20 protein-coding genes and 1 pseudogene are annotated in these 23,869 nt (G+C 57.5%); 11 read left to right on the plus strand and 10 right to left on the minus strand.

What is annotated here, in order from left to right; genetic code table 11:
* Nucleotides 1–19 precede the first annotated feature (19 nt).
* Entirely contained in the window at nt 20–2,635 is a 2,616-nt protein-coding gene (gene pepN, locus ABLV76_RS11980; RefSeq protein WP_348878327.1) for an aminopeptidase N, read from the plus strand.
* A 370-nt stretch (nt 2,636–3,005) separates the two neighbouring features.
* Here the strand turns inward: pepN and ssuB are convergent, their stop codons facing one another.
* From ssuB to ssuE, 5 genes and pseudogenes are all read right to left on the minus strand, one after another.
* Complete coding sequence (ssuB, locus tag ABLV76_RS11985) at nt 3,006–3,779, minus strand: aliphatic sulfonates ABC transporter ATP-binding protein (protein ID WP_004201411.1); 774 nt, start codon at nt 3,777–3,779, stop codon at nt 3,006–3,008.
* Entirely contained in the window at nt 3,776–4,567 is a 792-nt protein-coding gene (gene ssuC / locus ABLV76_RS11990) for an aliphatic sulfonate ABC transporter permease SsuC (protein WP_004201413.1), read from the minus strand. Before ssuC ends, ssuB begins: the two co-directional genes overlap by 4 nt.
* A 10-nt stretch (nt 4,568–4,577) precedes the next feature.
* The gene (ssuD, locus tag ABLV76_RS11995; protein ID WP_048323568.1) at nt 4,578–5,723 is read right to left on the minus strand and encodes an FMNH2-dependent alkanesulfonate monooxygenase; all 1,146 of its coding nucleotides are present in this window, start codon (nt 5,721–5,723) and stop codon (nt 4,578–4,580) included.
* Nucleotides 5,683–6,682: pseudogene (locus tag ABLV76_RS12000) on the minus strand (sulfonate ABC transporter substrate-binding protein). The gene ssuD and the pseudogene ABLV76_RS12000 overlap by 41 nt, the downstream one beginning before the upstream one ends.
* Nucleotides 6,675–7,250 (minus strand): NADPH-dependent FMN reductase, encoded by a 576-nt coding sequence (gene ssuE / locus ABLV76_RS12005; RefSeq protein ID WP_004201416.1) that lies wholly within the window; start codon nt 7,248–7,250, stop codon nt 6,675–6,677. Before ssuE ends, ABLV76_RS12000 begins: the two are co-directional and overlap by 8 nt.
* 248 nt (nt 7,251–7,498) lie before the next feature.
* On the opposite strand from ssuE, the gene pyrD reads away from it, so the two are divergent.
* The gene (gene pyrD, locus ABLV76_RS12010) at nt 7,499–8,509 is read left to right on the plus strand and encodes a quinone-dependent dihydroorotate dehydrogenase (protein ID WP_004201417.1); all 1,011 of its coding nucleotides are present in this window, start codon (nt 7,499–7,501) and stop codon (nt 8,507–8,509) included.
* Nucleotides 8,510–8,677: 168 nt separating this feature from the next.
* Nucleotides 8,678–9,220 carry a cell division protein ZapC gene (zapC, locus tag ABLV76_RS12015; RefSeq protein ID WP_002898308.1) on the plus strand — a complete coding sequence of 181 codons (543 nt, stop codon included), beginning with the start codon at nt 8,678–8,680 and terminating at the stop codon, nt 9,218–9,220.
* Here the strand turns inward: zapC and ABLV76_RS12020 are convergent.
* Nucleotides 9,217–10,326, minus strand: a complete 1,110-nt coding sequence (locus ABLV76_RS12020; protein WP_348878328.1) for a YcbX family protein — start codon at nt 10,324–10,326, stop codon at nt 9,217–9,219. The genes zapC and ABLV76_RS12020 overlap by 4 nt on opposite strands.
* Nucleotides 10,327–10,425: 99 nt before the next feature.
* On the opposite strand from ABLV76_RS12020, the gene rlmKL reads away from it, so the two are divergent.
* The 6 genes from rlmKL to rmf all read left to right on the plus strand — a co-directional run bounded on the left by rlmKL (nt 10,426) and on the right by rmf (nt 18,344).
* Nucleotides 10,426–12,531, plus strand: a complete 2,106-nt coding sequence (gene rlmKL, locus ABLV76_RS12025) for a bifunctional 23S rRNA (guanine(2069)-N(7))-methyltransferase RlmK/23S rRNA (guanine(2445)-N(2))-methyltransferase RlmL (protein WP_208527248.1) — start codon at nt 10,426–10,428, stop codon at nt 12,529–12,531.
* Between the two features lie 12 nt (nt 12,532–12,543).
* Nucleotides 12,544–14,451, plus strand: a complete 1,908-nt coding sequence (locus ABLV76_RS12030) for an ABC transporter ATP-binding protein (RefSeq protein WP_032455795.1) — start codon at nt 12,544–12,546, stop codon at nt 14,449–14,451.
* Nucleotides 14,452–14,465: 14 nt separating this feature from the next.
* A complete protein-coding gene (gene pqiA / locus ABLV76_RS12035; protein ID WP_004201422.1) occupies nt 14,466–15,734 on the plus strand; it encodes a membrane integrity-associated transporter subunit PqiA in 1,269 nt (422 codons plus the stop codon).
* Entirely contained in the window at nt 15,724–17,361 is a 1,638-nt protein-coding gene (pqiB, locus tag ABLV76_RS12040; protein WP_004201423.1) for an intermembrane transport protein PqiB, read from the plus strand. The genes pqiA and pqiB overlap by 11 nt, the downstream gene beginning before the upstream one ends.
* On the plus strand, nt 17,361–17,924 hold the full coding sequence (gene pqiC / locus ABLV76_RS12045) for a membrane integrity-associated transporter subunit PqiC (protein WP_348878329.1): 564 nt from the start codon (nt 17,361–17,363) through the stop codon (nt 17,922–17,924). The genes pqiB and pqiC overlap by 1 nt, the downstream gene beginning before the upstream one ends.
* Nucleotides 17,925–18,176: 252 nt before the next feature.
* Nucleotides 18,177–18,344 carry a ribosome modulation factor gene (gene rmf / locus ABLV76_RS12050; RefSeq protein WP_002898396.1) on the plus strand — a complete coding sequence of 56 codons (168 nt, stop codon included), beginning with the start codon at nt 18,177–18,179 and terminating at the stop codon, nt 18,342–18,344.
* Between the two features lie 68 nt (nt 18,345–18,412).
* On the opposite strand, the gene fabA is transcribed toward rmf, so the two are convergent.
* Both fabA and ABLV76_RS12060 read right to left on the minus strand, forming a co-directional pair.
* A complete protein-coding gene (gene fabA, locus ABLV76_RS12055) occupies nt 18,413–18,931 on the minus strand; it encodes a bifunctional 3-hydroxydecanoyl-ACP dehydratase/trans-2-decenoyl-ACP isomerase (RefSeq protein ID WP_004201428.1) in 519 nt (172 codons plus the stop codon).
* Nucleotides 18,932–19,000: 69 nt separating this feature from the next.
* Entirely contained in the window at nt 19,001–20,758 is a 1,758-nt protein-coding gene (locus ABLV76_RS12060) for a Lon protease family protein (RefSeq protein ID WP_348878330.1), read from the minus strand.
* 185 nt (nt 20,759–20,943) lie between these two features.
* Here ABLV76_RS12060 and matP point away from each other — a divergent pair, with 185 nt between their 5' ends.
* Nucleotides 20,944–21,396, plus strand: coding sequence for a macrodomain Ter protein MatP (matP, locus tag ABLV76_RS12065; protein WP_002898404.1), 453 nt, complete (start codon nt 20,944–20,946; stop codon nt 21,394–21,396).
* Between the two features lie 197 nt (nt 21,397–21,593).
* Here matP and ompA read toward each other — a convergent pair whose 3' ends face one another.
* Both ompA and sulA read right to left on the minus strand, forming a co-directional pair.
* Nucleotides 21,594–22,664: a porin OmpA gene (gene ompA, locus ABLV76_RS12070; RefSeq protein ID WP_004201430.1), complete on the minus strand. Its 1,071-nt coding sequence runs from the start codon at nt 22,662–22,664 to the stop codon at nt 21,594–21,596.
* Nucleotides 22,665–23,016: 352 nt separating this feature from the next.
* Nucleotides 23,017–23,526 (minus strand): SOS-induced cell division inhibitor SulA, encoded by a 510-nt coding sequence (gene sulA / locus ABLV76_RS12075; protein ID WP_017899460.1) that lies wholly within the window; start codon nt 23,524–23,526, stop codon nt 23,017–23,019.
* A 25-nt stretch (nt 23,527–23,551) separates the two neighbouring features.
* Here sulA and ABLV76_RS12080 point away from each other — a divergent pair, with 25 nt between their 5' ends.
* Nucleotides 23,552–23,857, plus strand: coding sequence for a hypothetical protein (locus ABLV76_RS12080; RefSeq protein ID WP_162994648.1), 306 nt, complete (start codon nt 23,552–23,554; stop codon nt 23,855–23,857).
* The last annotated feature ends 12 nt before the right edge of the window (nt 23,858–23,869 follow it).

Below are 23,869 nucleotides of genomic sequence, written 5' to 3' on the forward strand. Positions count from 1 at the left end.
AAGATGCGAAAGGTTTTTTATGACACAACAGCCCCAAGCCAAATACCGCCACGACTATCGTGCGCCGGAGTATCTGATTAGCGATATCGATTTGACCTTTGACCTGGATGCCGCAAAAACCGTTGTTACGGCCGAGAGCAAGGTCTCCCGCCACGCGGCAGCGTCTGATGTGCCATTGCGCCTGGACGGCGAAGATCTGACTCTGATTTCGCTGCAGGTGAACGGACAGCCGTGGAGCGACTATAAAGAAGAAAACAATCAGCTGGTGATCGGCGGCCTGCCGGAGCATTTCACCCTGACCATCGTCAATGAGATCAGCCCGGCGGCGAACACCGCGCTGGAAGGCCTGTATCAGTCAGGCGAAGCGCTGTGCACCCAGTGTGAAGCGGAAGGTTTCCGCCACATCACCTGGTATCTGGACCGTCCGGACGTGCTGGCGCGCTTTACCACCAAAATTATCGCCGATAAAGCCAAATATCCGTTCCTGCTCTCCAACGGCAACCGTATGGCGGAAGGGGAACTGGAGAACGGTCGTCACTGGGTACAGTGGCAGGATCCCTTCCCGAAACCGTGCTACCTGTTTGCGCTGGTGGCCGGTGATTTCGACGTCCTGCGCGACACTTTTACCACCCGCTCCGGGCGTGAAGTGGCGCTGGAGCTGTACGTCGATCGCGGCAATCTCGACCGTGCGCCGTGGGCGATGACCTCGCTGAAAAACTCCATGAAATGGGATGAGGAGCGCTTTGGCCTCGAGTATGACCTCGACATCTATATGATTGTCGCCGTCGACTTCTTTAATATGGGTGCCATGGAGAACAAAGGGCTGAACGTCTTTAACTCCAAATATGTCCTGGCGCGGACCGATACCGCCACCGATAAAGACTACCTCGATATTGAGCGCGTGATTGGTCATGAATATTTCCATAACTGGACCGGCAACCGCGTCACCTGCCGCGACTGGTTCCAGCTCAGCCTGAAAGAGGGGCTGACCGTGTTCCGCGATCAGGAGTTCAGCTCCGACCTCGGCTCGCGGGCGGTGAACCGCATCAACAACGTGCGCACTATGCGCGGGCTGCAGTTTGCCGAAGACGCCAGCCCGATGGCGCACCCGATCCGTCCGGATATGGTTATCGAGATGAACAACTTCTATACCCTGACGGTCTATGAAAAGGGGGCCGAAGTGATCCGCATGCTGCACACCCTGCTGGGTGAAGAAAACTTCCAGAAAGGGATGCAGCTCTATTTTGAACGTCATGACGGCAGCGCCGCCACCTGCGACGATTTCGTCCAGGCGATGGAAGATGCCTCGAACGTCGATCTGTCGCACTTCCGCCGCTGGTACAGCCAGTCCGGTACGCCGATTGTCACCGTCCATGACGACTATAATCCGGAGATCGAGCAGTATACGTTGACCATCAGCCAGCGTACGCCGCCGACCGCCGAGCAGGCCGAGAAGCAGCCGCTGCATATCCCGTTTGCCATCGAGCTGTACGATAACGAAGGTAAGGTGATCCCCCTGCAGAAGGGCGGCCATCCGCTGCACCCGGTGCTTAATCTGACTCAGGCTGAGCAGACCTTCGTCTTTGATAATGTCTATTTCCAGCCGGTACCGGCCCTGCTGTGCGAGTTTTCAGCACCGGTGAAACTGGAATACAAGTGGAGCGATCAGCAGCTCACCTTCCTGATGCGCCATGCGCGGAATGATTTCTCGCGCTGGGATGCGGCGCAGAGTCTGCTGGCGACCTACATCAAGCTGAACGTTAACCGTCATCAGCAGGGACAGCCGCTGTCGCTGCCGGTGCACGTGGCGGACGCCTTCCGCGCGATTCTGCTCGACGAGAAGATTGACCCGGCGCTGGCCGCCGAGATCTTAACCCTGCCGTCGGCCAACGAAATCGCCGAGATGTTCGCCATTATCGATCCTATCGCCATCGCCACTGTGCGCGAGGCGCTCACCCGCACCCTGGCGAACGAGCTGGCGGACGAATTCCTCGCGGTATATAACGCCAATAAGCTCGACAGCTACCGGGTGGAGCATGCCGATATCGGTAAGCGCGCCCTGCGCAATACCTGCCTGCGCTATCTGGCATTCGCAGAACCGACGCTGGGCGATAAGCTGGTGGCGGCGCAGTATCACCAGGCGGATAACATGACCGACGCGCTGGCCGCGCTGTCGGCGGCGGTTGCCGCTGAGCTGCCGTGCCGCGATGCGCTGATGCAGGAGTATGACGACAAATGGCATCAGGACGGCCTGGTGATGGACAAGTGGTTTATCCTGCAGTCCACCAGCCCGGCGGCCAATGTGGTCGAAACGGTACGCGGTCTGCTGAACCATCGTTCGTTCAGCATGAGCAACCCGAACCGCGTGCGGTCGCTCATCGGCGCTTTCGCCAGCAGCAACCCGGCGGCGTTCCATGCGGAAGACGGCAGCGGCTACCAGTTCCTGGTGGAGATGCTGACCGAGCTTAACCAGCGCAACCCGCAGGTCGCATCGCGACTGATTGAGCCATTGATTCGCCTGAAGCGTTACGATGAGAAACGCCAGGCGCTGATGCGCGCCGCGCTGGAGCAGCTGAAGGGTCTGAAGGATCTCTCAGGCGATCTGTACGAGAAAATCAGTAAGGCGCTGGCGTAACCGTGGCGTAAACCCGGATTGCGGCGCACATTGCGCCCTGTCCGGGTTACCTGGTGCCGCGGTGATGTTGTCGGGTGGCGCGATGCTTACCCGCCTTATAAAACCTGCAAAACAGCGCCGATTGTCGGCCCGCGCAAGCGGAGCGCCGCCGGGCAGGAGAGGTTTGGGGGCGTATCCGCCTTTGTGCCGGGTGGCGGCTTCGCCTTATCCGGCCTACTTTCTATACCTCTATTTTGTCAGGTGGGGCGATGCTTACCCGGTCTGAAATACGCGGCTGACTTGTCGTTGGTCGCCCAACTAAGCAAAGCGCGAGCCGGGGACATGTCGGATGACGATATGCCCCCGTTCTGACAGCAGACCGTTACTCCGGTCAGCCATGACTAAATAAACGCGGCACGCTCTCGCTCTTGCCGCGCTTCATCACCCGATCCAGCACCTCCGCCTCCAGCTCGGCCAGCTTCGCCGAACCGGTGCGCCGCGGTCGCGGAATATCCACGTTCAAATCGAGACCGATCTTCTTCTCTTCAATTAACAGCACCCGGTCGGCCATCGCCACCGCTTCGCTGACGTCGTGGGTCACCAGCAGGACCGTAAAGCCATGCTCCTGCCACAGGGAGACGATCAGCTCCTGCATCTCCAGACGGGTGAGGGCGTCCAGCGCCCCCAGCGGCTCGTCCAGCAATAGCAGGCGCGGGCGATGGATCAGGGCGCGGGCCAGCGCAACGCGCTGCTTTTGCCCGCCCGACAGCGCCGCCGGCCACTCCTGGGCGCGGCTCTCGAGTCCGACGCTGGCCAGTGCCTGCAGGGCGGCTTCGCGCCAGGCGCCTTTTAACCCCAGCCCCACGTTATCAATCACCGTTTTCCACGGCAGCAGGCGCGCATCCTGAAACATCATCCGGGTGTCGTCCTGGATCGCCGCCAGCGGCGTTGCGCCCGCCAGCAGCTCGCCAGCGTTCGGGGTTTCCAGGCCCGCCAGCAGGCGCAGCAGGGTACTTTTGCCGCCGCCGCTGCGGCCCACCACCGCCACAAACTGGCCGCTGGGGATATGCAGATCCAGCTCGTTAAGAATGGTGTTGTCGCCATAGCGTTTAGTCACCCCGTTCAGCAGCAGCGGGATACCTGGGTTTAGACGGGCAGTGTTCATGCGTTCGCCTCCTGAAGATGATACGCCGGGTTCCAGCGCAGCCAGAGCCGCTCCAGCAGCTGGGCGCTGACGTCGGCCAGTTTGCCAAGAATGGCGTAAAGAATGATGGCAACCACCACCACGTCGGTTTGCAGAAATTCACGCGCATTCATCGCCAGGTAGCCGATACCGGCGTTCGCCGAGATGGTTTCGGCGACAATAAGCGTCAGCCACATCAGACCGAGGGCGAAACGCACGCCGACCATAATCGAGGGTAGGGCGCCGGGTAAAATCACGTGACGGAAAAGAGCAAAGCCGGATAAACCATAGCTGCGCGCCATCTCCACCAGTCCGCGGTCGATATTGCGGATCCCGTGCCAGGTGTTGATATAGATCGGGAACAGGGTGCCCAGCGATACGAGGAAGATCTTGGCGGTCTCATCGATGCCGAACCACAAGATCACCAGCGGGATCAGCGCCAGATGCGGCACATTGCGCAGCATCTGGATCGACGTGTCCAGCAGGCGCTCGCCCCAGCGTGACAGACCGCTGATCAAGCCGAGCACCAGCCCAATGGAGCCGCCGATGGCGAAGCCGACCAGCGCCCGCCACGAGCTAATGGCCAGATGCTGCCACAGCTCACCGCTGGCCGAGAGGGTCCAGAACGCTTTCAATACGCCCTCCGGCGAGGGCAGCACCCGCGTCGACAGCCAGCCGACGGACGAGGCCAGCTGCCAGACAATGACCGTTCCCACCGGCAGCAGCCAGGGGGCGAGGCGTAATAACAGGGGATGGGTTGATTTTGCCATCACGACCTCCTCAGCTCTGCGCCACTTTACGCGGGATAAACTCGTTAGCGACGGCTTCTCCCTGCAGGCGCAGGCTTTGCGGCTGCGGGACAGACGGCACCGCGACGTCGAGCAGCGGGAACAGCAGTTCGCCGACCCGATACGCCTCTTCCAGATGCGGATAACCGGAGAAGATAAAGCTATCGATACCCAGCGCGGCGTACTCATTGATCCGTTCGGCCACGGTGGCGGCATCGCCCACCAGCGCGGTCCCGGCGCCGCCGCGCGCTAAACCGACGCCAGCCCACAGGTTGGGGCTGATTTCCAGCTTATCGCGTCGGCCATTGTGCAGGGCCGCCATCCGCTGCTGGCCGACGGAGTCGGTTCTGGCGAAGGCTGCCTGGGCGCGGGCGATAGTCTCATCATCAAGATGAGAGATAAGGCTGTCCGCTGCCTGCCAGGCTTCCTCATTGGTTTCCCGCACGATCACATGCAGGCGGATGCCGAAACGCACCCGGCGACCGTGCTGGGCGGCTTTCTCCCGCACCTGAGCAATTTTCTCTGCCACCTGGGCCGGTGGTTCCCCCCAGGTAAGATAGAGATCGACCTGCTCAGCGGCCAGATCCTGCGCCACCTCAGACGAGCCGCCGAAATAGAGCGGCGGACGCGGCTGCTGGAGCGGCGGAAACAGCAGTTTAGCGTCGCGAACGCGCTGATGCTTACCGTTAAAGGTGACAGTTTCCCCTTCCATCAGCTTGCGCCAGATGTGGGTAAATTCAGCCGAGGCCTCATAGCGCTCGGTGTGGTCGAGGAAGACACCGTCGCCAGCCAGCTCGGCGGGATCGCTGCCGGTGACCAGATTGAACAGCGCCCGGCCGTTTGACAGTCGGTCCAGGGTCGCCGCCTGGCGCGCGGCCACCGTCGGCGACACCACGCTTGGCCTGAGGGCGACAAGAAATTTCAGCCGCTGCGTTACCGGGATCATCGAGGCCGCAACCAGCCAGGCATCTTCACATGAGCGCCCGGTCGGGATCAGCACGCCGGTGAACCCCAGCCGATCCGCCGTCTGCGCGATTTGCTGCAGATAGCCATAATCGACCGGACGGGCTCCCTCTTCGGTACCCAGATAACGACCATCACCATGGGTCGGTAAAAACCAGAACATATTCAGACTCATGATTTCGCTCCTTGTGCGGCGGCGGGCTGCCAGATGCGGGCCCGGATATCAACTTTTTTCGGCACCAGCTTGTTCTCATAGAACAGGTCGGCCGTCTGCTGCTGGCGAGCGGCGGTTTCGGCGCTCACCGGGGTAACCGAGGTGGGGGGACGATGGTCCAGGTAGCTGGCGATCACCGCCTCCGGTAACCCCATCGTTTTCGCCAGCAGCGTAATGCTTTGCGCGCGCTGGCTATGGGTCAGGGCATCGGCCTGCGTAAAGGTATCGAGTACACCCTCAATAAAGGCGCCATTGCGTTCAGCGTAAGGGCGGGAAGCGAGATAGAAGGATCCTGTCTGTTTCAGGTCGGTTCCGTCGGTTAGCACCCGGGCGCCGCCCTGCAGCAGCGCGGCGGAGTAATACGGATCCCAGATCGCCCAGGCGTCGACATTGCCCTGCTGGAAGGCGGCGCGCGCATCGGCGGGGGCGAGATAGACCGGCTGAATGTCGCTAAACTTCAAACCTGCCAGCTGCAGGGCGCGCAGTAGCAGATTGTGGGAGCTGGAGCCTTTCTGAAAAGCGACCTTTTTTCCTTTCAGCTCAGCAACGTTATGAATCGGGCTGCCCTGCGCCACCAGAATCACTTCCGCTTTGGGCTTGGGCGGTTCCGAACCGATATACACCAGATCGGCGCCCGCCGCCTGCGCAAAGATAGGCGGAATGTCGCCAGTGCTGCCGATATCGATGCTGCCAACGTTCAGCGCCTCCAGCATCTGCGGACCGGCCGGGAATTCTATCCACGAGATATGGGTCTTTGGGTAGCGCTGCTCCAGCAGCTGATGGCTTTTCGCCAGCACCATGCTGACGCTGCCTTTCTGATAACCGATGCGCAGGGCGTCAGGCGCCGCCGGGGCGGCGTGGCCCAGGGTGGCAAAGAGCAGCAGTCCGCCGAGGGTCAGAGCGCGGAGAGGATTAAGCATGTTCCACCCCACGCAGAGACGTTAATGACGGCGCGCGGCTGCTGGGGCGGTGCAGCGCCTGCCAGAAGGTCTCGAGGGCTTCATCGAGGCGCCGCTGCAGGTTCGGGGTAAACTGCGGCTTGTGCTGGTAATCGGTCACCTGGCTGTCGTCGGCGAAGACGCCGTGGAGGATCTCCTGAGCCTTGAGGGCATTCAGCACCGGCTTCAGGGCGTAGTCCACCGCCAGCATGTGGGCGATGGTGCCGCCGGTGGCCAGCGGCAGTACGATTTTGCCCTCCAGCGCCCGCTCAGGAAGCAGGTCGAGCAGCGTTTTCAGGGCGCCGGAAAACGAGGCTTTATACACCGGCGTGGCGATGATCAAGCCGTCAGCCCCGGCAAGCTGCTCATTGAGCGTCTGCAGCGCCGGGTTGTCAAAGCGAGCGTAGAGAAGGTCTTCCGGGGCAAAGTTCTGCAGATGCCAGTGGCAGACTTCGATATCGGCGGCGGTGAGCGTCTCTCTGGCATATTCCAGCAGGGCGCTGGAACGGGAAGGGTAACGCGGGCTGCCCGCAAGCGTAATGACGCGCATCTCTCTCTCCTTATAACTAAATGTTTGCATTTATCTATAATTGATAACATTTATAGTGAGTGTGACAGAGGGCCATTATTTCCCTAAATGATTTATCCACCGTTAGATAGCCGAAAAGCGCATAACGGCGCGCGGGGAGGTAATCGTTTGCGCTGATGGGGGATTTTTTGTCGCAGGTCAATTCCCTTTCCGCAACAGATCGCACATAATACGCCCCCGGTTTGCACACCGGGAATCCAGGAGAGTTCATGTACTACCCCTTCGTTCGTAAAGCCCTTTTTCAGCTCGATCCTGAGCGCGCTCATGAAGTTACTTTTCAACAATTACGCCGTGTCACCGGGACGCCGCTGGAAATCCTGGTTCGCCAGAAGGTGCCGGCCAGGCCTGTCACCTGCATGGGGCTGACCTTTAAAAACCCGCTGGGTCTGGCGGCCGGGCTGGATAAAAACGGGGAATGCATTGACGCGCTGGGCGCGATGGGTTTTGGCTCCATTGAGATCGGCACCGTGACGCCGCGTCCGCAGCCGGGCAACGATAAGCCAAGGATCTTCCGTCTGGTGGATGCTGAGGGGTTGATCAACCGCATGGGCTTTAATAACCATGGCGTCGATAACCTGGTCGAGAACGTGAAAAAGGCGCATTTTGACGGCGTGCTGGGCATCAATATCGGTAAAAATAAAGATACGCCGGTTGAGCACGGGAAAGATGATTACCTGATTTGTATGGAAAAAGTCTATCCCTACGCCGGCTATATCGCCATTAATATCTCCTCGCCGAACACCCCGGGGCTGCGCACGCTGCAATACGGCGAAGCGCTCGACGATTTACTCTCCGGTATTAAAAATAAACAGCTTGAGCTGCAGCAGAAGCATCAAAAATATGTGCCGGTCGCCGTGAAGATCGCGCCGGATCTTTTGCCTGAGGAATTGATCCAGGTTGCCGATAGCCTCGTGCGTCATAATATTGATGGGGTGATTGCCACCAATACTACTCTCGATCGTTCTCTGGTCCAGGGAATGAAACATTGCGATGAGACCGGCGGGCTTAGCGGTCGTCCATTACAATTAAAGAGTACCGAAATTATTCGCATGCTCTCCGCAGAGTTGAATGGCCGTTTGCCTATCATTGGCGTGGGCGGTATTGATTCCGTGATTGCCGCGCGGGAAAAGATGGCCGCTGGGGCATCGCTGGTGCAGATTTATTCCGGATTTATTTTTAAAGGTCCGCCGCTGATTAAAGAAATTGTTACCCACATCTAATCTTTTACCCCTTTGAATCCCCCCAGGGCTTTATTTCCGGCCCTGGTTGTTTTATATTCCCTCACTGTTGCTTATTTAAACATTTTAGACTTTTCTTAATTTTAGAAAATATTCTGCGGTAAGTCGCAACAGCTTTGCAGAGGCGTATGAAAGGGGACAGGGGGAAAAATGCGGATTAAACCTGACGATAACTGGCGTTGGTATTACGATGAAGAGCACGACCGCATGATGCTCGATCTGGCCAATGGCATGTTATTTCGCTCGCGCTTCGCCCGGCGCATGCTGACGCCGGACGCCTTTGCCCCATCGGGATTCTGCGTTGATGACGCCGCGCTCTATTTCTCTTTTGAAGAAAAATGTCGCGATCTCGAGCTATCGAAAGAGCAGCGTGCGGAATTAGTCCTTAACGCGCTCACCGCCATCCGTTTTCTCAAACCGCAGATGCCGAAAAGCTGGCACTTTATCGCCCATACCCATCACTGGCAGCCGAGCGGCGGCGACGCGGCCTGCGTCTGGCTGAGCGATACCGGCGAGCAGGTGAATTTACTGGTGGTGGAGCCGGGCGATAATGCCGCGCTCTGTCTGTTGGCTCAGCCGGGTCTTACGCTTGCCGGCCGGGTTATGCAGCTGGGCGATGTCATTAAAATCATGAACGACAGGCTGCAGCCGGCGCAGAGCGCGGTCAGCTACAGCCTGGGGCAGGCGGTTTAAGGCGCCAGGCGCAGCGCCGTTTTCGGCACGCAGCTGCAGGCGAGAATGGTGCCATCTCCGGCGACCGCGTTTTTCTTTAACGGACTCACTTCCCCCTCTTCAAGACGGATGCGGCAGCTGCCGCAGATCCCCGCCCGACACGAGTAGGGTACGCGAATGCCCTGTTGCTCCAGTTGTTCCAGCAGCACCTGCTGGTTATTGCCGGTAAATTGTTGACCCTGCCATTCAATGGCAACCGTGGCCTGCTGCTGCGCCTCGGGAGCCGGGGTATCGTCGCTTTCGCCGGCGCCGTAGGCTTTCGCCGGGCCGCGGGCGAGGATTTCCACTTCATCCCCCACCCGGATCACGCCGCTGTTACGGGCAATCAGGTTCTGACCAAAGTCGACATCGCCATTATCCTGCGCGGTGCGGAAGCGCTTTAAGGTTTCCAGCGGCTCTCCGCTGGGATGCTTCTGCCCGCGCTCCGGACTGACGGTGGTAAAAATGCAGCGGCTGCACGGTTTGGCGACGTCAAATACCACCTCGCCGACGCGGATCACTTTCCAGCTGTCTTCATCCCAGGCCGCCGCGCCGGTGACCACGAGATTAGGGCGAAACTGTTCTATGCATACGCTGGCCGGGCAGCGCTGCTGCAGATCGCGCAGGGAGGCTTCGTTCGCCAGCAGGTAAGGGTAGCCGTCGGCGAAGGAGAGCGGTACCACATCGTGGCGCTTCACCCGGCGGGTTAACTGTGGCCCCAGCCAGCGCAGCTGGACATCGCGATTGAAAAAGCCGCTGAGCCACTGATTAACCGCTGCGGGCGCGATAAGGGCGGTAAAATGGTTGCCCCAGACTTCTGTCGGTTCGGCCTGAGGGGCGAAATCGTTAAAACGCACCACGGCGCTGCTGCCGTCCGGTGCGGTCAGGTGAAGGCCATCATGCAGCGGCGCCGGAATAAATTTCACCATTTGCGGAAACTGACGGGCGGTAATAAAGGTGCCGTCGGTTTCGGTGACCATAAACAGGCGATCGAAGGCCAGGCCGCTGATATCGGCAAAGGCGTGGGTCAGGCCCATGCCGCGCATGGATTTAACGGGATGAATAAAAAGACGCGAGAGCGTTACCATACGCTGCCTCCGGGTTCCAAAAATAAGCCTATAACTTTATGACATAGGGCACATATTGGCTATAATGCGCACCAATTTTCTTTAAGTAAAAGTGACGATATGAATTCTCTGTTTGCCAGTACGGCTCGTGGGCTGGAAGAGCTGTTAAAAACTGAACTGGAAGGGCTTGGCGCGACGGACTGCCAGGTAGTCCAGGGCGGGGTCCATTTTCAGGGGGATACGCGCCTGCTGTATCAAAGCCTGATGTGGAGCCGGCTGGCTTCGCGCATCATGCTGCCGCTGGGCGAGTGTCGCGTATACAGCGATCTGGATCTGTACCTCGGCGTACAGGCCATTCCGTGGACGGAGATGTTCAACCCTGGCGCCACCTTCGCGGTGCATTTTAGCGGTCTCAATGAGGAGATCCGCAACAGCCAGTACGGCGCGCTGAAGGTCAAAGACGCTATTGTCGACAGCTTCACCCGTAAGAATCTGCCGCGCCCGAACGTCGATCGTGAGTCGCCCGATCTGCGGATCAACGTCTGGCTGAACAAAGAGACGGCGCACATCTCGCTGGATCTGAGCGGCGAAGGCCTGCACCTGCGCGGCTACCGCGATGGCACCGGTATGGCGCCGATCAAAGAAAACCTCGCGGCGGCGATCGTGATGCGCTCCGGCTGGGTGCCGGGCACCCCGCTGCTCGATCCGATGTGCGGCTCCGGTACCCTGCTGATTGAGGCGGCGATGCTGGCGACCGACCGCGCGCCGGGCCTGCACCGCGGCCACTGGGGCTTTGGCGGCTGGGCGCAGCACGACGACGCCATCTGGAAAGAGGTCAAAGCGGAAGCGCAAACCCGCGCCCGTCAGGGGCTGGCGGCATATGGGTCACGCTTCTATGGATCCGATGTCGACGCACGCGTCATTGACCGCGCCCGCCGCAACGCCCGTCGGGCCGGCATCGGCGAGCTGATCGATTTTGAAGTCAAAGACGTCGCCCAACTGAATAATCCGCTGCCGAAAGGCCCGTACGGTACCGTGATCAGCAACCCGCCGTACGGCGAGCGTCTGGAAAGCGAGCCGGCGCTGATCGCCCTGCACAGCTTGCTGGGTCGGATCATGAAAAGTCAGTTTGGCGGCTGGAACCTGTCGGTGTTCAGCGCCTCGCCGGAGCTGTTAAGCTGCCTGCAGCTGCGCGCCGACAAACAGTTTAAAGCCAAGAACGGCCCGCTGGACTGCGTGCAGAAGAATTATCACCTGGCGGAGAGCGAAGGCGGCAAGCCGGCGATGCTGGCAGAAGATTTTGCTAACCGTCTGCGTAAGAACCTGAAGAAGTTTGAAAAATGGGCCCGTCAGGAAGGCATTGAATGCTATCGCCTGTACGATGCTGACCTGCCGGAATACAACGTGGCCATCGATCGCTACGCCGACTGGGTGGTGGTCCAGGAGTATGCCCCGCCGAAAACTGTCGACGCGCATAAAGCGCGCCAGCGCCTGTTCGATATTATCGCCGCGACTATCGCGGTGTTAGGAATCGCGCCGAACAAGCTGGTGCTGAAGACCCGCGAGCGGCAAAAGGGGAAAAATCAGTATCAGAAGATGGCGGAGAAAGGCGACTTTATCGAGGTGCAGGAGTACAACGCGCGTCTGTGGGTCAACCTCACCGACTACCTGGATACCGGTCTGTTCCTCGACCACCGGATCGCCCGCCGTATGCTTGGCCAGATGAGCAAAGGCAAGGATTTCCTCAACCTGTTCTCCTATACCGGCAGCGCCAGCGTCCACGCCGGCCTCGGCGGCGCTCGCTCCACCACCACGGTGGATATGTCGCGCACCTATCTGGAGTGGGCGGAACGCAACCTGCGTCTCAATGGCCTGACCGGCCGCGCGCATCGCCTGATGCAGGCGGACGTCCTGAGCTGGCTGCGGGAGAGCACCGAGCAGTTCGATTTGATCTTTATCGATCCGCCGACCTTCTCCAACTCCAAACGAATGGAAGATGCTTTCGACGTCCAGCGCGATCACATTCGCCTGATGACCGATCTGAAACGTCTGCTGCGTAAAGGCGGCACCATTATGTTCTCGAATAACAAACGCGGTTTCCGTATGGATCATGACGGGCTGGCGGCGCTTGGCCTGAAGGCACAAGAGATTTCGCAAAAAACGCTGTCGCAGGATTTTGCCCGCAACCGTCAGATCCACAACTGCTGGCTGATTACCGCAGCCTGAAAGGAATAAAGAATGTCACTGATTAGTATGCATGGCGCCTGGCTTTCCTTCAGCGATGCGCCGCTGCTGGATAATGCCGAGCTGCATATCGAAGATAACGAGCGCGTCTGCCTCGTCGGACGCAACGGCGCCGGTAAATCGACCCTGATGAAGATCCTCAATCGCGAGCAGGGGCTGGATGACGGGCGCATTATTTATGAACAGGATCTGATTGTGGCGCGTCTGCAGCAGGATCCGCCGCGTAATGTCGCCGGTACGGTGTACGATTTTGTCGCGGAAGGCATCGCCGAGCAGGCGGCCTACCTGAAGGCCTACCATGACGTATCACATCAGGTCATGACCGATCCGAGCGACAAAAATTTAAATGAACTGGCGCGCCTGCAGGAGCAGCTCGATAACCTGGGGCTGTGGCAGCTGGACAGCCGTATTAACGAAGTGATTGAGCAGCTTGGCCTTGACGCCAATGCGCAGCTGGCCTCCCTGTCCGGCGGCTGGCTGCGTAAAGCGGCGCTGGGCCGCGCGCTGGTCAGCGGGCCGCGCGTGCTGCTGCTCGATGAACCTACCAACCACCTGGATATCGAAACCATCGACTGGCTGGAAGGGTTCCTGAAAACTTTTAAAGGCACCATTATCTTTATTTCGCACGACCGCTCCTTTATCCGCAATATGGCGACGCGCATCGTCGACCTCGATCGCGGCAAGCTGGTGACCTACCCGGGCGATTACGATCAGTATCTGCTGGATAAAGAAGAAGCCCTGCGGGTTGAAGAACTGCAAAATGCGGAATTCGACCGCAAGCTCGCTCAGGAAGAGGTGTGGATCCGTCAGGGGATCAAAGCGCGCCGCACGCGTAACGAAGGCCGCGTTCGCGCCCTGAAGGCGATGCGTCGTGAGCGCGGCGAGCGCCGGGAAGTGATGGGCAGCGCCAGGATGCAGGTTGAAGAGGCTTCGCGCTCCGGCAAAATCGTTTTCGAAATGGAGAACGTCAACTATCAGGTTGATGGCAAAGTGCTGGTGAAAGATTTCTCCGCGCAGATCCAGCGCGGCGACAAGATTGCCCTGATTGGCCCCAACGGCTGTGGGAAAACCACGCTGCTGAAGCTGATGCTTGGCCAGCTGCAGGCCGACAGCGGGCGGATCCACGTTGGTACCAAACTGGAAGTTGCCTACTTCGACCAGCACCGCGCAGAGCTGGATCCGGACCGGACGGTGATGGATAACCTTGCGGAAGGTAAGCAGGAGGTGATGGTTAACGGTAAGCCGCGCCATGTGCTGGGCTATCTGCAGGACTTCCTGTTCCATCCGAAACGGGCGATGACTCCGGTGCGGGCGCTCTCTGGCGGGGAACGTAACCGCCTGCTGCTGGCGCGGCTGTTTTTGAAACCCAGCAACTTGTTGATTCTCGATGAACCGACAAACGACCTGGATGTCGAAACGCTGGAGCTGCTGGAAGAGCTGATCGATGGCTATCAGGGCACCGTGATGCTGGTGAGCCACGATCGTCAGTTCGTGGATAACACCGTAACCGAATGCTGGATCTTCGAAGGCGGCGGTCGCATCGGCCAGTATATCGGCGGCTATCACGACGCCCGCGGACAGCAGGCCCAGTCGTTGGCGCAGAAGCAGCCGGCAGCGAAAAAAACGTTGGAAGTCGCTCAGCCAAAAGCAGAAACTGTCAAACGCGGCGGGAACAAACTAAGCTATAACCTGCAGCGCGAGCTGGAACAGCTGCCGCAGAAGCTGGAAGCCCTCGAGGCCGAACTGCAGACGCTGCAGGAGCAGGTGGCCGATCCCGAATTCTTTGGACAACCGCACGATCGCACGCAGCAGGTGCTGGCAAAGCTGGCCGAAGCGGAACAGGCGCTGGAAGCGGCCTTTGAACGCTGGGAATATCTCGAAGGATTAAAGAACGGCGCCTGAGCCGAGGAGTTGTCATGTGCGATCATCATCATGCTGCGCGACATATTTTATGTCCCCAATGTGATTTGCTGGTGGCTTTGCCGCAGCTTGAGCATCGCCAGAAAGCCGCTTGTCCGCGCTGCGGTACAACATTAACCACCACGTGGGACGCGCCTCGCCAGCGTCCCACGGCGTATGCGCTGGTTGCGCTGTTTATGCTGCTGTTGGCCAACCTGTTTCCGTTCATCTATATGAAAGTGGGCGGGATCAGCAGCGAAATAGAGCTACTGGAAATTCCCAATGTGTTATTTACCGAGGATTACGCCAGCCTCGGCACTTTCTTTTTACTCTTTGTGCAGCTGGTACCGGCGTTTTGCCTGGTCACCATTCTGCTGCTGGTCAATCGGGTCAGAATGCCCGCCGGTCTCAAGGCGTTCCTTGCGCGTATTCTGTTCCACCTGAAAACCTGGGGCATGGCGGAGATCTTTCTTGCCGGCGTGCTGGTGAGCTTCGTCAAGCTGATGGCCTACGGCGATATCGGCATCGGTCTGAGTTTTGTGCCGTGGTGTATGTTTTGCCTGCTGCAGTTACGTACTTTTCAGTGCGTCGACCGCCGCTGGCTGTGGGATGATATCGCCCCCATGCCGGCCATTACCCAACCGCTGAAGGTCGGTGTGGCCGGTATCCGCCAGGGGCTGCGCTCCTGCGCGTGCTGCACGGCGGTGTTGCCGGCCGATCTGACGATCTGCCCGCGCTGTCACAGTAAAGGAACGGCGCGGCGTAAAAACAGCCTGCAGTGGACGCTGGCGCTGCTGGTGACCTCATTTATCCTTTATCTTCCTGCCAATATTATGCCGATCATGATCACCGATCTGTTGGGCGATAAAATGCCGTCGACCATTATGGCTGGGGTAGTTTTACTGTGGAGCGAAGGTTCTTATCCGGTGGCGCTGGTGATCTTTATCGCCAGTATTATGGTGCCGACGCTGAAAATGATCGCTATTGCCTGGCTGTGCTGGAACGCCAATGGCAACGGTGAGCGCGATTCGGAACGTATGCATCTGATCTATGAAGTGGTGGAATTTGTTGGCCGCTGGTCAATGATTGATGTTTTTGTCATCGCCGTACTCTCTGCGCTGGTGCGCATGGGAGGGTTGATGAATATCTATCCCGCTATCGGCGCGGTGATGTTTGCGCTGGTGGTGGTGATGACCATGTTTTCAGCCATGACGTTTGATCCCCGTTTACTGTGGGATCGTGAGCCAGATTCAAGCCATGAGGAAATACAACAACATGGAAAATAAGAGCGGAGAAGCGAAAGTGCAGAAGGTGAAGAACTGGTCACCGGTGTGGATCTTTCCTATCGTCACTGCGCTGATCGGGGCGTGGATCCTGTTCTATCATTACAGCCATCAGGGCCCTGAGGTCACGCTGATCACCACCAACGCGGAAGGGATTGAAGGGGGAAAAACCCGCATCAAGAGCCGCAGCGTGGACGTTGGGGTAGTGGAGAGCGCGACGCTGACCGACGATTTAACCCACGTGGAAATCAAAGCCCGCCTCAACTCAGGGATGCAGAAATTACTGCACAACGATTCCGTCTTCTGGGTGGTGAAACCGCAGGTAGGGCGCGAGGGGATCAGCGGTCTTGGGACATTGTTGTCCGGGGCCTATATTGAACTGCAGCCTGGGACGAAAGGTTCGGTGCCAGCGCAGTATCCGCTACTGGATTCTCCGCCGCTGGCCTCGCCGGATGCCAAGGGGATCCGTATTCTGCTGGAAAGCAGCAAGGCGGGGCAGCTGTCGCCGGGCGATCCGGTGCTGTTCCGCGGCTATCGCGTGGGGTCGGTGGAAACCAGCACCTTCGACACCCAGAAACGTCGTATCACTTATCAGTTGTTTATCAATGCGCCCAATGACCGCCTGGTGACCACCAATGTCCGCTTCTGGAAGGACAGCGGCATCGCTGTAGATTTGACTTCGGCGGGGATGCGCGTCGAGATGGGGTCGCTGTCGACGCTGTTTGGCGGCGGCGTGAGCTTCGATATTCCTGAAGGATTGGATCTCGGCGAGCCGGTGGCAAATAAAACGGAATACCATTTATTTGACGATCAGAAGAGCATCCAGGATTCGGTCTTTACCGAGCATATCGATTATGTCATGTTCTTCAAAGACTCGGTTCGCGGCCTGCAGCCGGGCGCGCCGGTAGAGTTCCGCGGCATCCGTCTGGGAACCGTCGGCAAAGTGCCGTTCTTCATTCCCGGTCTGAAGCAGCGTTTGAACGACGATTATCGCATTCCGGTGGAAGTGCGGGTGGAACCGCAACGTCTGATTAACCAGCTGGGCGGCGATCCGAATATTCGTGCCCATATTGACGATCTGATCAACCGCGGACTGCGCGGCTCGCTGAAAACCGGTAACCTGGTGACCGGCGCGCTGTATATCGATCTCGACTTCTATCCGAAGGCGCCGCCGCGCGGGAAAATTCAGGAGTTTAACGGCTATCCGATTATCCCGACCATCAGCGGTGGTCTGGCGCAGATCCAGCAGCGTCTGATGGATGCGCTGGATAAGATTAATAACCTGCCGCTCAATCCGTTACTGGAGCAGGCGACCAGCACCCTGGCGCAGAGCGAGAAGACCATGCAGCACGTGCAGACCACGCTGGATAGTCTGAATAAGATCACCTCCAGCCAGTCGATGCAGCAGTTACCTGCGGATATGCAGACGACGCTGCGCGAGCTGAACCGCAGCATGCAGGGCTTCCAGCCGGGCTCCGCGGCCTACAATAAGATGGTGGCCGATATGCAGCGTCTGGATCAGGTGCTGCGTGAATTGCAGCCGGTCCTGAAAACGCTCAATGATAAGAGCAATGCGCTGGTATTTGAGGCGAAGGATAAAAAAGACCCACAGCCGAAGGGAGCGAAATAATGAAAAAATGGTTACTGGCGGCAGCCATATGCGTGCTGACGGCGTGCAGTAGCGGCGGCGAAAGCAAAACGTATTACCAGCTGCCGGTGGCGCAGGGCGGCGCACAGAGCGCCGCCAGCCAGGGGGCGCGTCTGCTGTGGGTTGAGCAGGTCAGCATCCCGGATTACCTGGCGGGTAACGGGGTGGTCTATCAGACCACCGACGTGCAGTATGTGATCGCCAATAATAATCTGTGGGCCAGCCCACTGGACCAGCAGCTGCGCACCACGCTGGTGGCGAACCTGAGCCAACAGCTGCCGGGCTGGGTGGTGTCATCCCAGCCGCTGGGTAGCGAGCAGGATACGCTCAACGTCGCGGTCAATAGCTTTCACGGACGCTACGACGGGCGGGTTATCGTCAGCGGTGAGTGGCTGCTGAAGCATCAGGGACAGCTGATCAAGCGCCCGTTCAACATCGTGCTTAAGCAGGATCAGGATGGTTATGACGCGATGGTCAAGACCCTGGCGCAGGCGTGGAGCCAGGAGGCGGCGGCCATTGCCAGCGAGCTTAACCGTCTGCCATAAGTAAAATTCATCACGCTGATCTGCCGTGCGGTTCATCTGAGCCGCACGGCTTTTTTTTGTCAGGTCAGTTCGTTACCGGCCGGTGTGTCAGGTGAACAAAAAATGAACTCTTATATAGGTCACAAATATGACAATGGCGTGAATTTTGCGCATTGACGTTGCCTTCATTTCGCGGTATTCGTAACCCGTGGCTGCATAATTTGCGACCACTGTTTTCTTTTCCACCAGATCAAAGAATGAGGGAAACGAGGCATGAAGAGACAAAAACGAGATCGCCTGGAACGGGCACATCAACGCGGATATCAGGCGGGTATCGCAGGAAGATCGAAAGAAATGTGTCCATACCAGAGCCTGAATCAACGCTCATGGTGGCTGGGAGGCTGGCGAGAAGCCATGGAGGACAGGGTACTAACGGCCTGACACTGTCTCTTTAAAAAAGAAGCCTCCGCATAGCGGGGGCTTCGCCTTTTAATCGCTGCTGAACGTTATCAGAAAGCGGAAGTATCCTGGAACAGACCCACTTTCAGATCGCTTGCGGTGTAGATCAGGCGATCGTCAACCAGCACTTCACCATCCGCAAGGCCCATAATCAGACGACGGTTAACGATGCGCTTGAAGTGGATGCGGTAGGTCACTTTTTTCGCGGTCGGCAGAACCTGACCCGTGAATTTCACTTCGCCAACGCCCAGCGCGCGGCCTTTGCCTTCGCCACCGAGCCAGCCGAGATAGAAACCCACCAGCTGCCACATGGCATCCAGGCCCAGGCAGCCCGGCATCACCGGATCGCCGATAAAGTGGCAACCGAAGAACCACAGGTCCGGGTTGATGTCGAGTTCGGCCTCAACATAACCTTTGTCGTAGTTACCACCGGTTTCGGTCATTTTGATGACGCGGTCCATCATCAGCATGTTTGGCGCCGGCAACTGCGGGCCTTTCGCGCCGAACAGTTCACCACGACCAGAGGCAAGAAGATCTTCTTTTGTATAGGATTCGCGTTTATCTACCATGTTTTCAGTAAGCCTTATTTTAAGTTCGGGACGCAGGATAGCTAACACGTGTAAGCTGAACAAGTCCGATCAGTTAGAACTTGTCCCACCAAACCAGCGTAGCGGCCACGGAAAACGATGGCGAGTCTCCTGCTGGGTTGCCTGCGCTATCCGCTCCTGAATGGTTTGTCGCAGCGTCTGTCCTTCACCGTCCCACATCAGCTGGGTCAACATCGGCAGCGCTTCGGTAATATCGTCTATTGCCCAGATAGCAAACTGGTTGTCGGCAACGGCCTGACGTAGCTCGTGGCTGAGGCTAAGATGGCGAACGTTGGCGGCAGGGATAATCACTCCCTGTTTGCCGGTTAAACCGCGCTGCTGGCAGATAGTGAAGAAGCCTTCAATTTTCTCGTTCAGACCGCCGACCGGCTGCACACGACCAAACTGGTCGACAGAGCCGGTGATCGCTATGCTTTGATTAATCGGCACGTTGGCCAGAGCGCTGATTAAGGCGCAGAGTTCAGCCATGGAGGCGCTGTCGCCATCCACTTCACTGTAGGACTGCTCAAAGGTCAGCGAAGCGGAGAAGGGGAGTTGTTGCTCCAGCTCCAGCTCGGACATCAGAAAAGCCTGCATGATCATCATGCCTTTCGCATGAATGTTGCCGCCCAGCTCGGCTTTACGCTCGACGTCGATAAACTCGCCGTCGCCAATGTGCACGACGCAGCTGATGCGCGAAGGTTCGCCGAAGGCGCGTGGATGACCGGGGAATTCAATGACCGAGAGGGCGTTAATCTGCCCGACGCATTCGCCTTCGGTTTCAATCAGGATCTGTTCCTGCAGGATTTCCTCCTGCATACGCTCCGCCAGGTAGCCCTCACGCCACTCACGACGCGCCAGCATCGTCTGCATCGCTTCGCCGGTAATCTCTTCGCCTTCGCAGAAGGCGGCAGACTCACGCAGCTGGCGGGCTATCCATAGCGGGCTGAGCGGCAGGGTCTCCTGGTCGCCGGTGTAGCGCGTTCCTTCATCGATCAGCAGTGGCCAGGCATCGCTCGCCGGGCCCGGTAATTCCAGCTGCTGTGCATTCTGCCATACCCACTGGCACCAGGCCTTCAGCGTATCGGCGTCTGCAAACTGCAGGGTGTCTTCATACTCACTATAGATGGCCTGGGCAGAGAGCTCTGGCTCCATTTCCTGGAAATCGGCCAGAGATTCGCGTTCGCCCACCAGCATGACTTTCAGGCTCAGCGGCATGGAAGGGATGCTGACCGGCAGCGGCCGTGATTCATCGATGGAGAGCCAGTCAAAGCGTTGACGGGTCACCATATTTTTCAGGCGCACCCACAGTAGCGGTTGTGCCAGTAGTGTGCGTAGTGAAAGCACCAGCACGCCGCCGTTGGCCTGATGGACCAGGCCGGGCTGAAGTGTGATTTCACCGTTAAACTGGCGTACGCAGCCAAACAGCTGTTCCGCCTCCAGCCAATCGGCCGCCACGACCGGAGCGGTACTGGCAAAATTATCTTCAGCGCGTTGCGCCGGCGCGAGCGTCACGTGAGGGCCGTTAACCTCATAGCGGACTCCGTGAAGCGGTGCGGCAGGTTCGTGCAGCGTACGAGTTTCAGCCGCCAGCCATTGCAGATATTCCGGCTCCTCAGGGGCTTTCACCAGCATGAAGGAGGAGACTGCCGGGGTGCACAGCAGCTGCTCAAGCGCATAGAACAAACGCGGCTGCAGATCGCCCGAGAGGGAGGGGGCCGGATGAGAGAGTTCCGCTTGAGCAAACAGCGCCTGGTAAGGTTCCAGATCAGGCGCAAGGTCGGTTCGGGTCAGTTTCGTAATGGTCAAAGTCGCTGTTTTTTAGTTAGATGTAAAGCGCGCAATTATACCTGATGCCGCGTCAGAGCACACGGAGGATTATGAGTACCCCGATGATTACCCGGCCATCCACATCACGAATAATGATTTATATTCAGCACATCAGGAAAAAACTGATATCCTGAAATGAGTTACACGGTCACATTGAGATCGCAATGAAATATCAACAACTGGAAAATCTTGAAAGCGGCTGGAAATGGAAATATCTGGTAAAGAAGCACCGGGAAGGTGAGCTGATTACCCGCTACATTGAGGCCAGCGCTGCGCAAGCTGCGGTAGATGACTTGCTGACGCTCGAGAATGAACCTGTGCTGGTGCATGCCTGGATTGAGCAGCATATGAATCCGGCGCTGATGAACCGCATGAAGCAGACTATCCGCGCGCGACGGAAACGCCATTTTAACGCCGAGCATCAGCATACGCGTAAGAAGTCAATCGACCTTGAGTTTGTCGTCTGGCAGCGCCTTGCCGGTCTGGCGCAGCGGCGGGGGAAAACCTTGTCCGAAACCATTGTTCAGCTGATTGAGGATGCTGAGCATAAAGAGAAATATGCCAGTAAAATGTCGAGCCTGAAGCACGATCTGCAGGTACTGCTGGGTAAAGAGTAACCGGCATGCCCGATTAGCGGTTGCTAAGGCGCAGGTCGCAGCGCACGGTCGACAATGCACAATCCATCGCTCACAGTCTTTCAGCTATCAGCTATCAGCTATCAGCTATCAGCCTTCAGCCTTCAGCCCTCAGCCGCTAAAGCGAGCGAGAAGGCATAAAAAAACCCGCCGAAGCGGGTTTTTTCATCAGTGATAACTTAAGCCGCAGGCTGAGTTACAACTTCTTTGTAGCCTTTAACTTCGATCTCTACACGACGATCCGGAGCCAGGCAGTCGATCAGGGCAGCGCGAGCTTTCACGTTGTCACAGGTGTTGCCAGTAACCGGATTGGATTTACCCATGCCGCGAGCGGAGATTTTGCCAGCCGGGATGCCTTTAGCAACCAGGTAGTCAACAACGGACTGAGCACGTTTCTCAGACAGCTGCTGGTTGTAAGCTTCGGAACCGATACGGTCGGTGAAGCCCATAACAACTGCGGAACCGTCTTTCGGATCCATGTTGCTCAGCTGGGTGTACAGCTGATCCAGAGCCTGCTGACCTTCCGGTTTCAGGGTCGCTTTGTTGAAGTTGAACAGTACGTCAGACTTCAGGGTGAAGTGCTTGGTAGCCACTTCCGGAGCCGGAGCCGGAGCCGGAGCTACAACCGGTGCAGCATCTTCCTGACCGAAACGGTAGGAAACACCCAGGCTCAGCATGCCGTTATCAGGACGGGTACCAACAGTGCCAGCGTCGCCGATGTTGTTAACCCACTGGTATTCCAGACGGGTAGCGATGTCACGAGTAACAGCCCACTCTACGCCGCCAGCAAATACTGGGGAAACGCCAGTGTCGTGTTCGCTACGGGAAACGCCGGTGGAAGCGTAGTTGCCTTTGGAGTCAGCGCGCCAAACCATGCCGCCCAGACGGGTGTAGATATCCAGATCGTCAGTGATCGGGTAACCCAGTTTAGCGGTCAGCTGAACGCCCTGAGCTTTGAAAGCACCGTTATCAACGCTGCCTTTATATGCCATACGGCCCAGCCAGTCATAACCCATTTCGAAACCGAGGTACGGGTTAACCTGGTAACCACCGAACGCACCAGCACCAAGCTGATCGTTACGGGTCGGACCATTGTTGTTCTGGAAACCGTTACCGTAGAAACCGGTATCGTGATACTGGGACCAACCCAGTTTACCACCTGCATACCAGGTGTTATCTTTCGGAGCGGCCTGCGCTACGGTAGCGAAGCCAGCCAGTGCCACTGCAATCGCGATAGCTGTCTTTTTCATTTTTTGCGCCTCATTATCATCCAAAATTCGCCATGAAGTTACAAAAGACCTCACGGTTAAATCCTTCACCGGGGGCGTGACTTGTTGTTAACTATGCTGATACATGCAGCGTAAGCCGATCACCCCTGGCGATGTAAAGTCTACAACTTAGTTCAAAACTTACAAGTGTGAACTCTGTCAGGCATATGAAAAAAAAGGGTTGTGTACACAATATTTAACAAATATGGTTGATTTTCGTACACGAAAAAAAGGCACAAATCCCCGTGTGGCAGGCATTCCGCGAAAAAGACCCTAAAAAACACAACGCCTTTACCACCGGTAAAAAAAATTCCAGGAATAATCCTAATTTCACTCAATGATACAAATTTGAGTGAATTTTTAGCCCGCTGAGTTGTCTGCCGAGCGTGCCCTGATTTCGGACCGGGCGCATGATGAACCCCATCGCGCAGCCTTCCTGGGCGGCATTGACCAGACGCTCATGTTCGTCAGCGGTTAACTCCTCCGCCAGCCAGCAGATAACCACACTATAATTACCGGTGCGCAGGGCGCGGATCATAGAGTCTACGGTATGGCAAGGAGAGAGCTGGCTAATTTGCATGACTTTAGACAGCGGCAGACCGGCAGACTGAACCCACTCGCGGCTAAGCTTTTGTTGCGGCGTAAGCCACAGCTGCCAGCGAGACTGTTGACCCAGCTGCTGTAATAAAGGTAGCAACAACAACTGTGTCATCATGGGTTGATCTTCACGATAGACAATTTCACTGATCAGCCCATTGGCGGCCTGTTCGCCAGAACGATGAGCGTAGTGGCCTGCCGGAGCAGAAGCCTGTGCTGAACGGTTTGCGTGAGCTGAAGTAAACATAGTCTATCCCGCCTGTAGTTACTGTATGCATATACAGTATATCCACCAGGGGAAAAGATCAACCGCAATTTGTCATTTTGCTGATGGAAATTTAATCGCTTTCAGCCACCCTGACTGTCCGGCTTTGCGGCTGACCTCAACACCATCCTTAACGCCAGCTAATCCTTTCTCTCCTGTCTTCCAGTTGCAGCAACAGCTGCAATTTTCTGAAAGCGTCTCGCAAAACCGCACTCTGGTGGAAAAGCAGGCAAAAATCATCTTGCTGCTGTCAGGGAAGTCCCTTATGTTTTCTCTTAGCGGATCCGTTAACAACTTAAGTTTAATTACATGATTCACAAAGGAA

This window comes from Klebsiella sp. GB_Kp047 (genome assembly GCF_040065235.1).
Lineage (GTDB): Bacteria > Pseudomonadota > Gammaproteobacteria > Enterobacterales > Enterobacteriaceae > Klebsiella > Klebsiella quasipneumoniae.

Coding starts and splice junctions, on each gene's coding strand:
- ssuC (WP_004201413.1), bottom strand. CDS start 4,567: ATGGCAAAATCAACCCATCCCCTGTTATTACGCCTCGCCCCCTGGCTG.
- ABLV76_RS12020 (WP_348878328.1), bottom strand. CDS start 10,326: ATGGTAACGCTCTCGCGTCTTTTTATTCATCCCGTTAAATCCATGCGC.
- sulA (WP_017899460.1), bottom strand. CDS start 23,526: ATGTTTACTTCAGCTCACGCAAACCGTTCAGCACAGGCTTCTGCTCCG.
- matP (WP_002898404.1), top strand. CDS start 20,944: ATGAAATATCAACAACTGGAAAATCTTGAAAGCGGCTGGAAATGGAAA.
- pqiB (WP_004201423.1), top strand. CDS start 15,724: ATGGAAAATAAGAGCGGAGAAGCGAAAGTGCAGAAGGTGAAGAACTGG.
- ompA (WP_004201430.1), bottom strand. CDS start 22,664: ATGAAAAAGACAGCTATCGCGATTGCAGTGGCACTGGCTGGCTTCGCT.
- ABLV76_RS12030 (WP_032455795.1), top strand. CDS start 12,544: ATGTCACTGATTAGTATGCATGGCGCCTGGCTTTCCTTCAGCGATGCG.
- pyrD (WP_004201417.1), top strand. CDS start 7,499: ATGTACTACCCCTTCGTTCGTAAAGCCCTTTTTCAGCTCGATCCTGAG.
- rmf (WP_002898396.1), top strand. CDS start 18,177: ATGAAGAGACAAAAACGAGATCGCCTGGAACGGGCACATCAACGCGGA.
- pqiC (WP_348878329.1), top strand. CDS start 17,361: ATGAAAAAATGGTTACTGGCGGCAGCCATATGCGTGCTGACGGCGTGC.
- fabA (WP_004201428.1), bottom strand. CDS start 18,931: ATGGTAGATAAACGCGAATCCTATACAAAAGAAGATCTTCTTGCCTCT.
- ssuE (WP_004201416.1), bottom strand. CDS start 7,250: ATGCGCGTCATTACGCTTGCGGGCAGCCCGCGTTACCCTTCCCGTTCC.
- ssuD (WP_048323568.1), bottom strand. CDS start 5,723: ATGAGTCTGAATATGTTCTGGTTTTTACCGACCCATGGTGATGGTCGT.
- pepN (WP_348878327.1), top strand. CDS start 20: ATGACACAACAGCCCCAAGCCAAATACCGCCACGACTATCGTGCGCCG.
- ssuB (WP_004201411.1), bottom strand. CDS start 3,779: ATGAACACTGCCCGTCTAAACCCAGGTATCCCGCTGCTGCTGAACGGG.
- rlmKL (WP_208527248.1), top strand. CDS start 10,426: ATGAATTCTCTGTTTGCCAGTACGGCTCGTGGGCTGGAAGAGCTGTTA.
- zapC (WP_002898308.1), top strand. CDS start 8,678: ATGCGGATTAAACCTGACGATAACTGGCGTTGGTATTACGATGAAGAG.
- ABLV76_RS12080 (WP_162994648.1), top strand. CDS start 23,552: ATGCATATACAGTATATCCACCAGGGGAAAAGATCAACCGCAATTTGT.
- pqiA (WP_004201422.1), top strand. CDS start 14,466: ATGTGCGATCATCATCATGCTGCGCGACATATTTTATGTCCCCAATGT.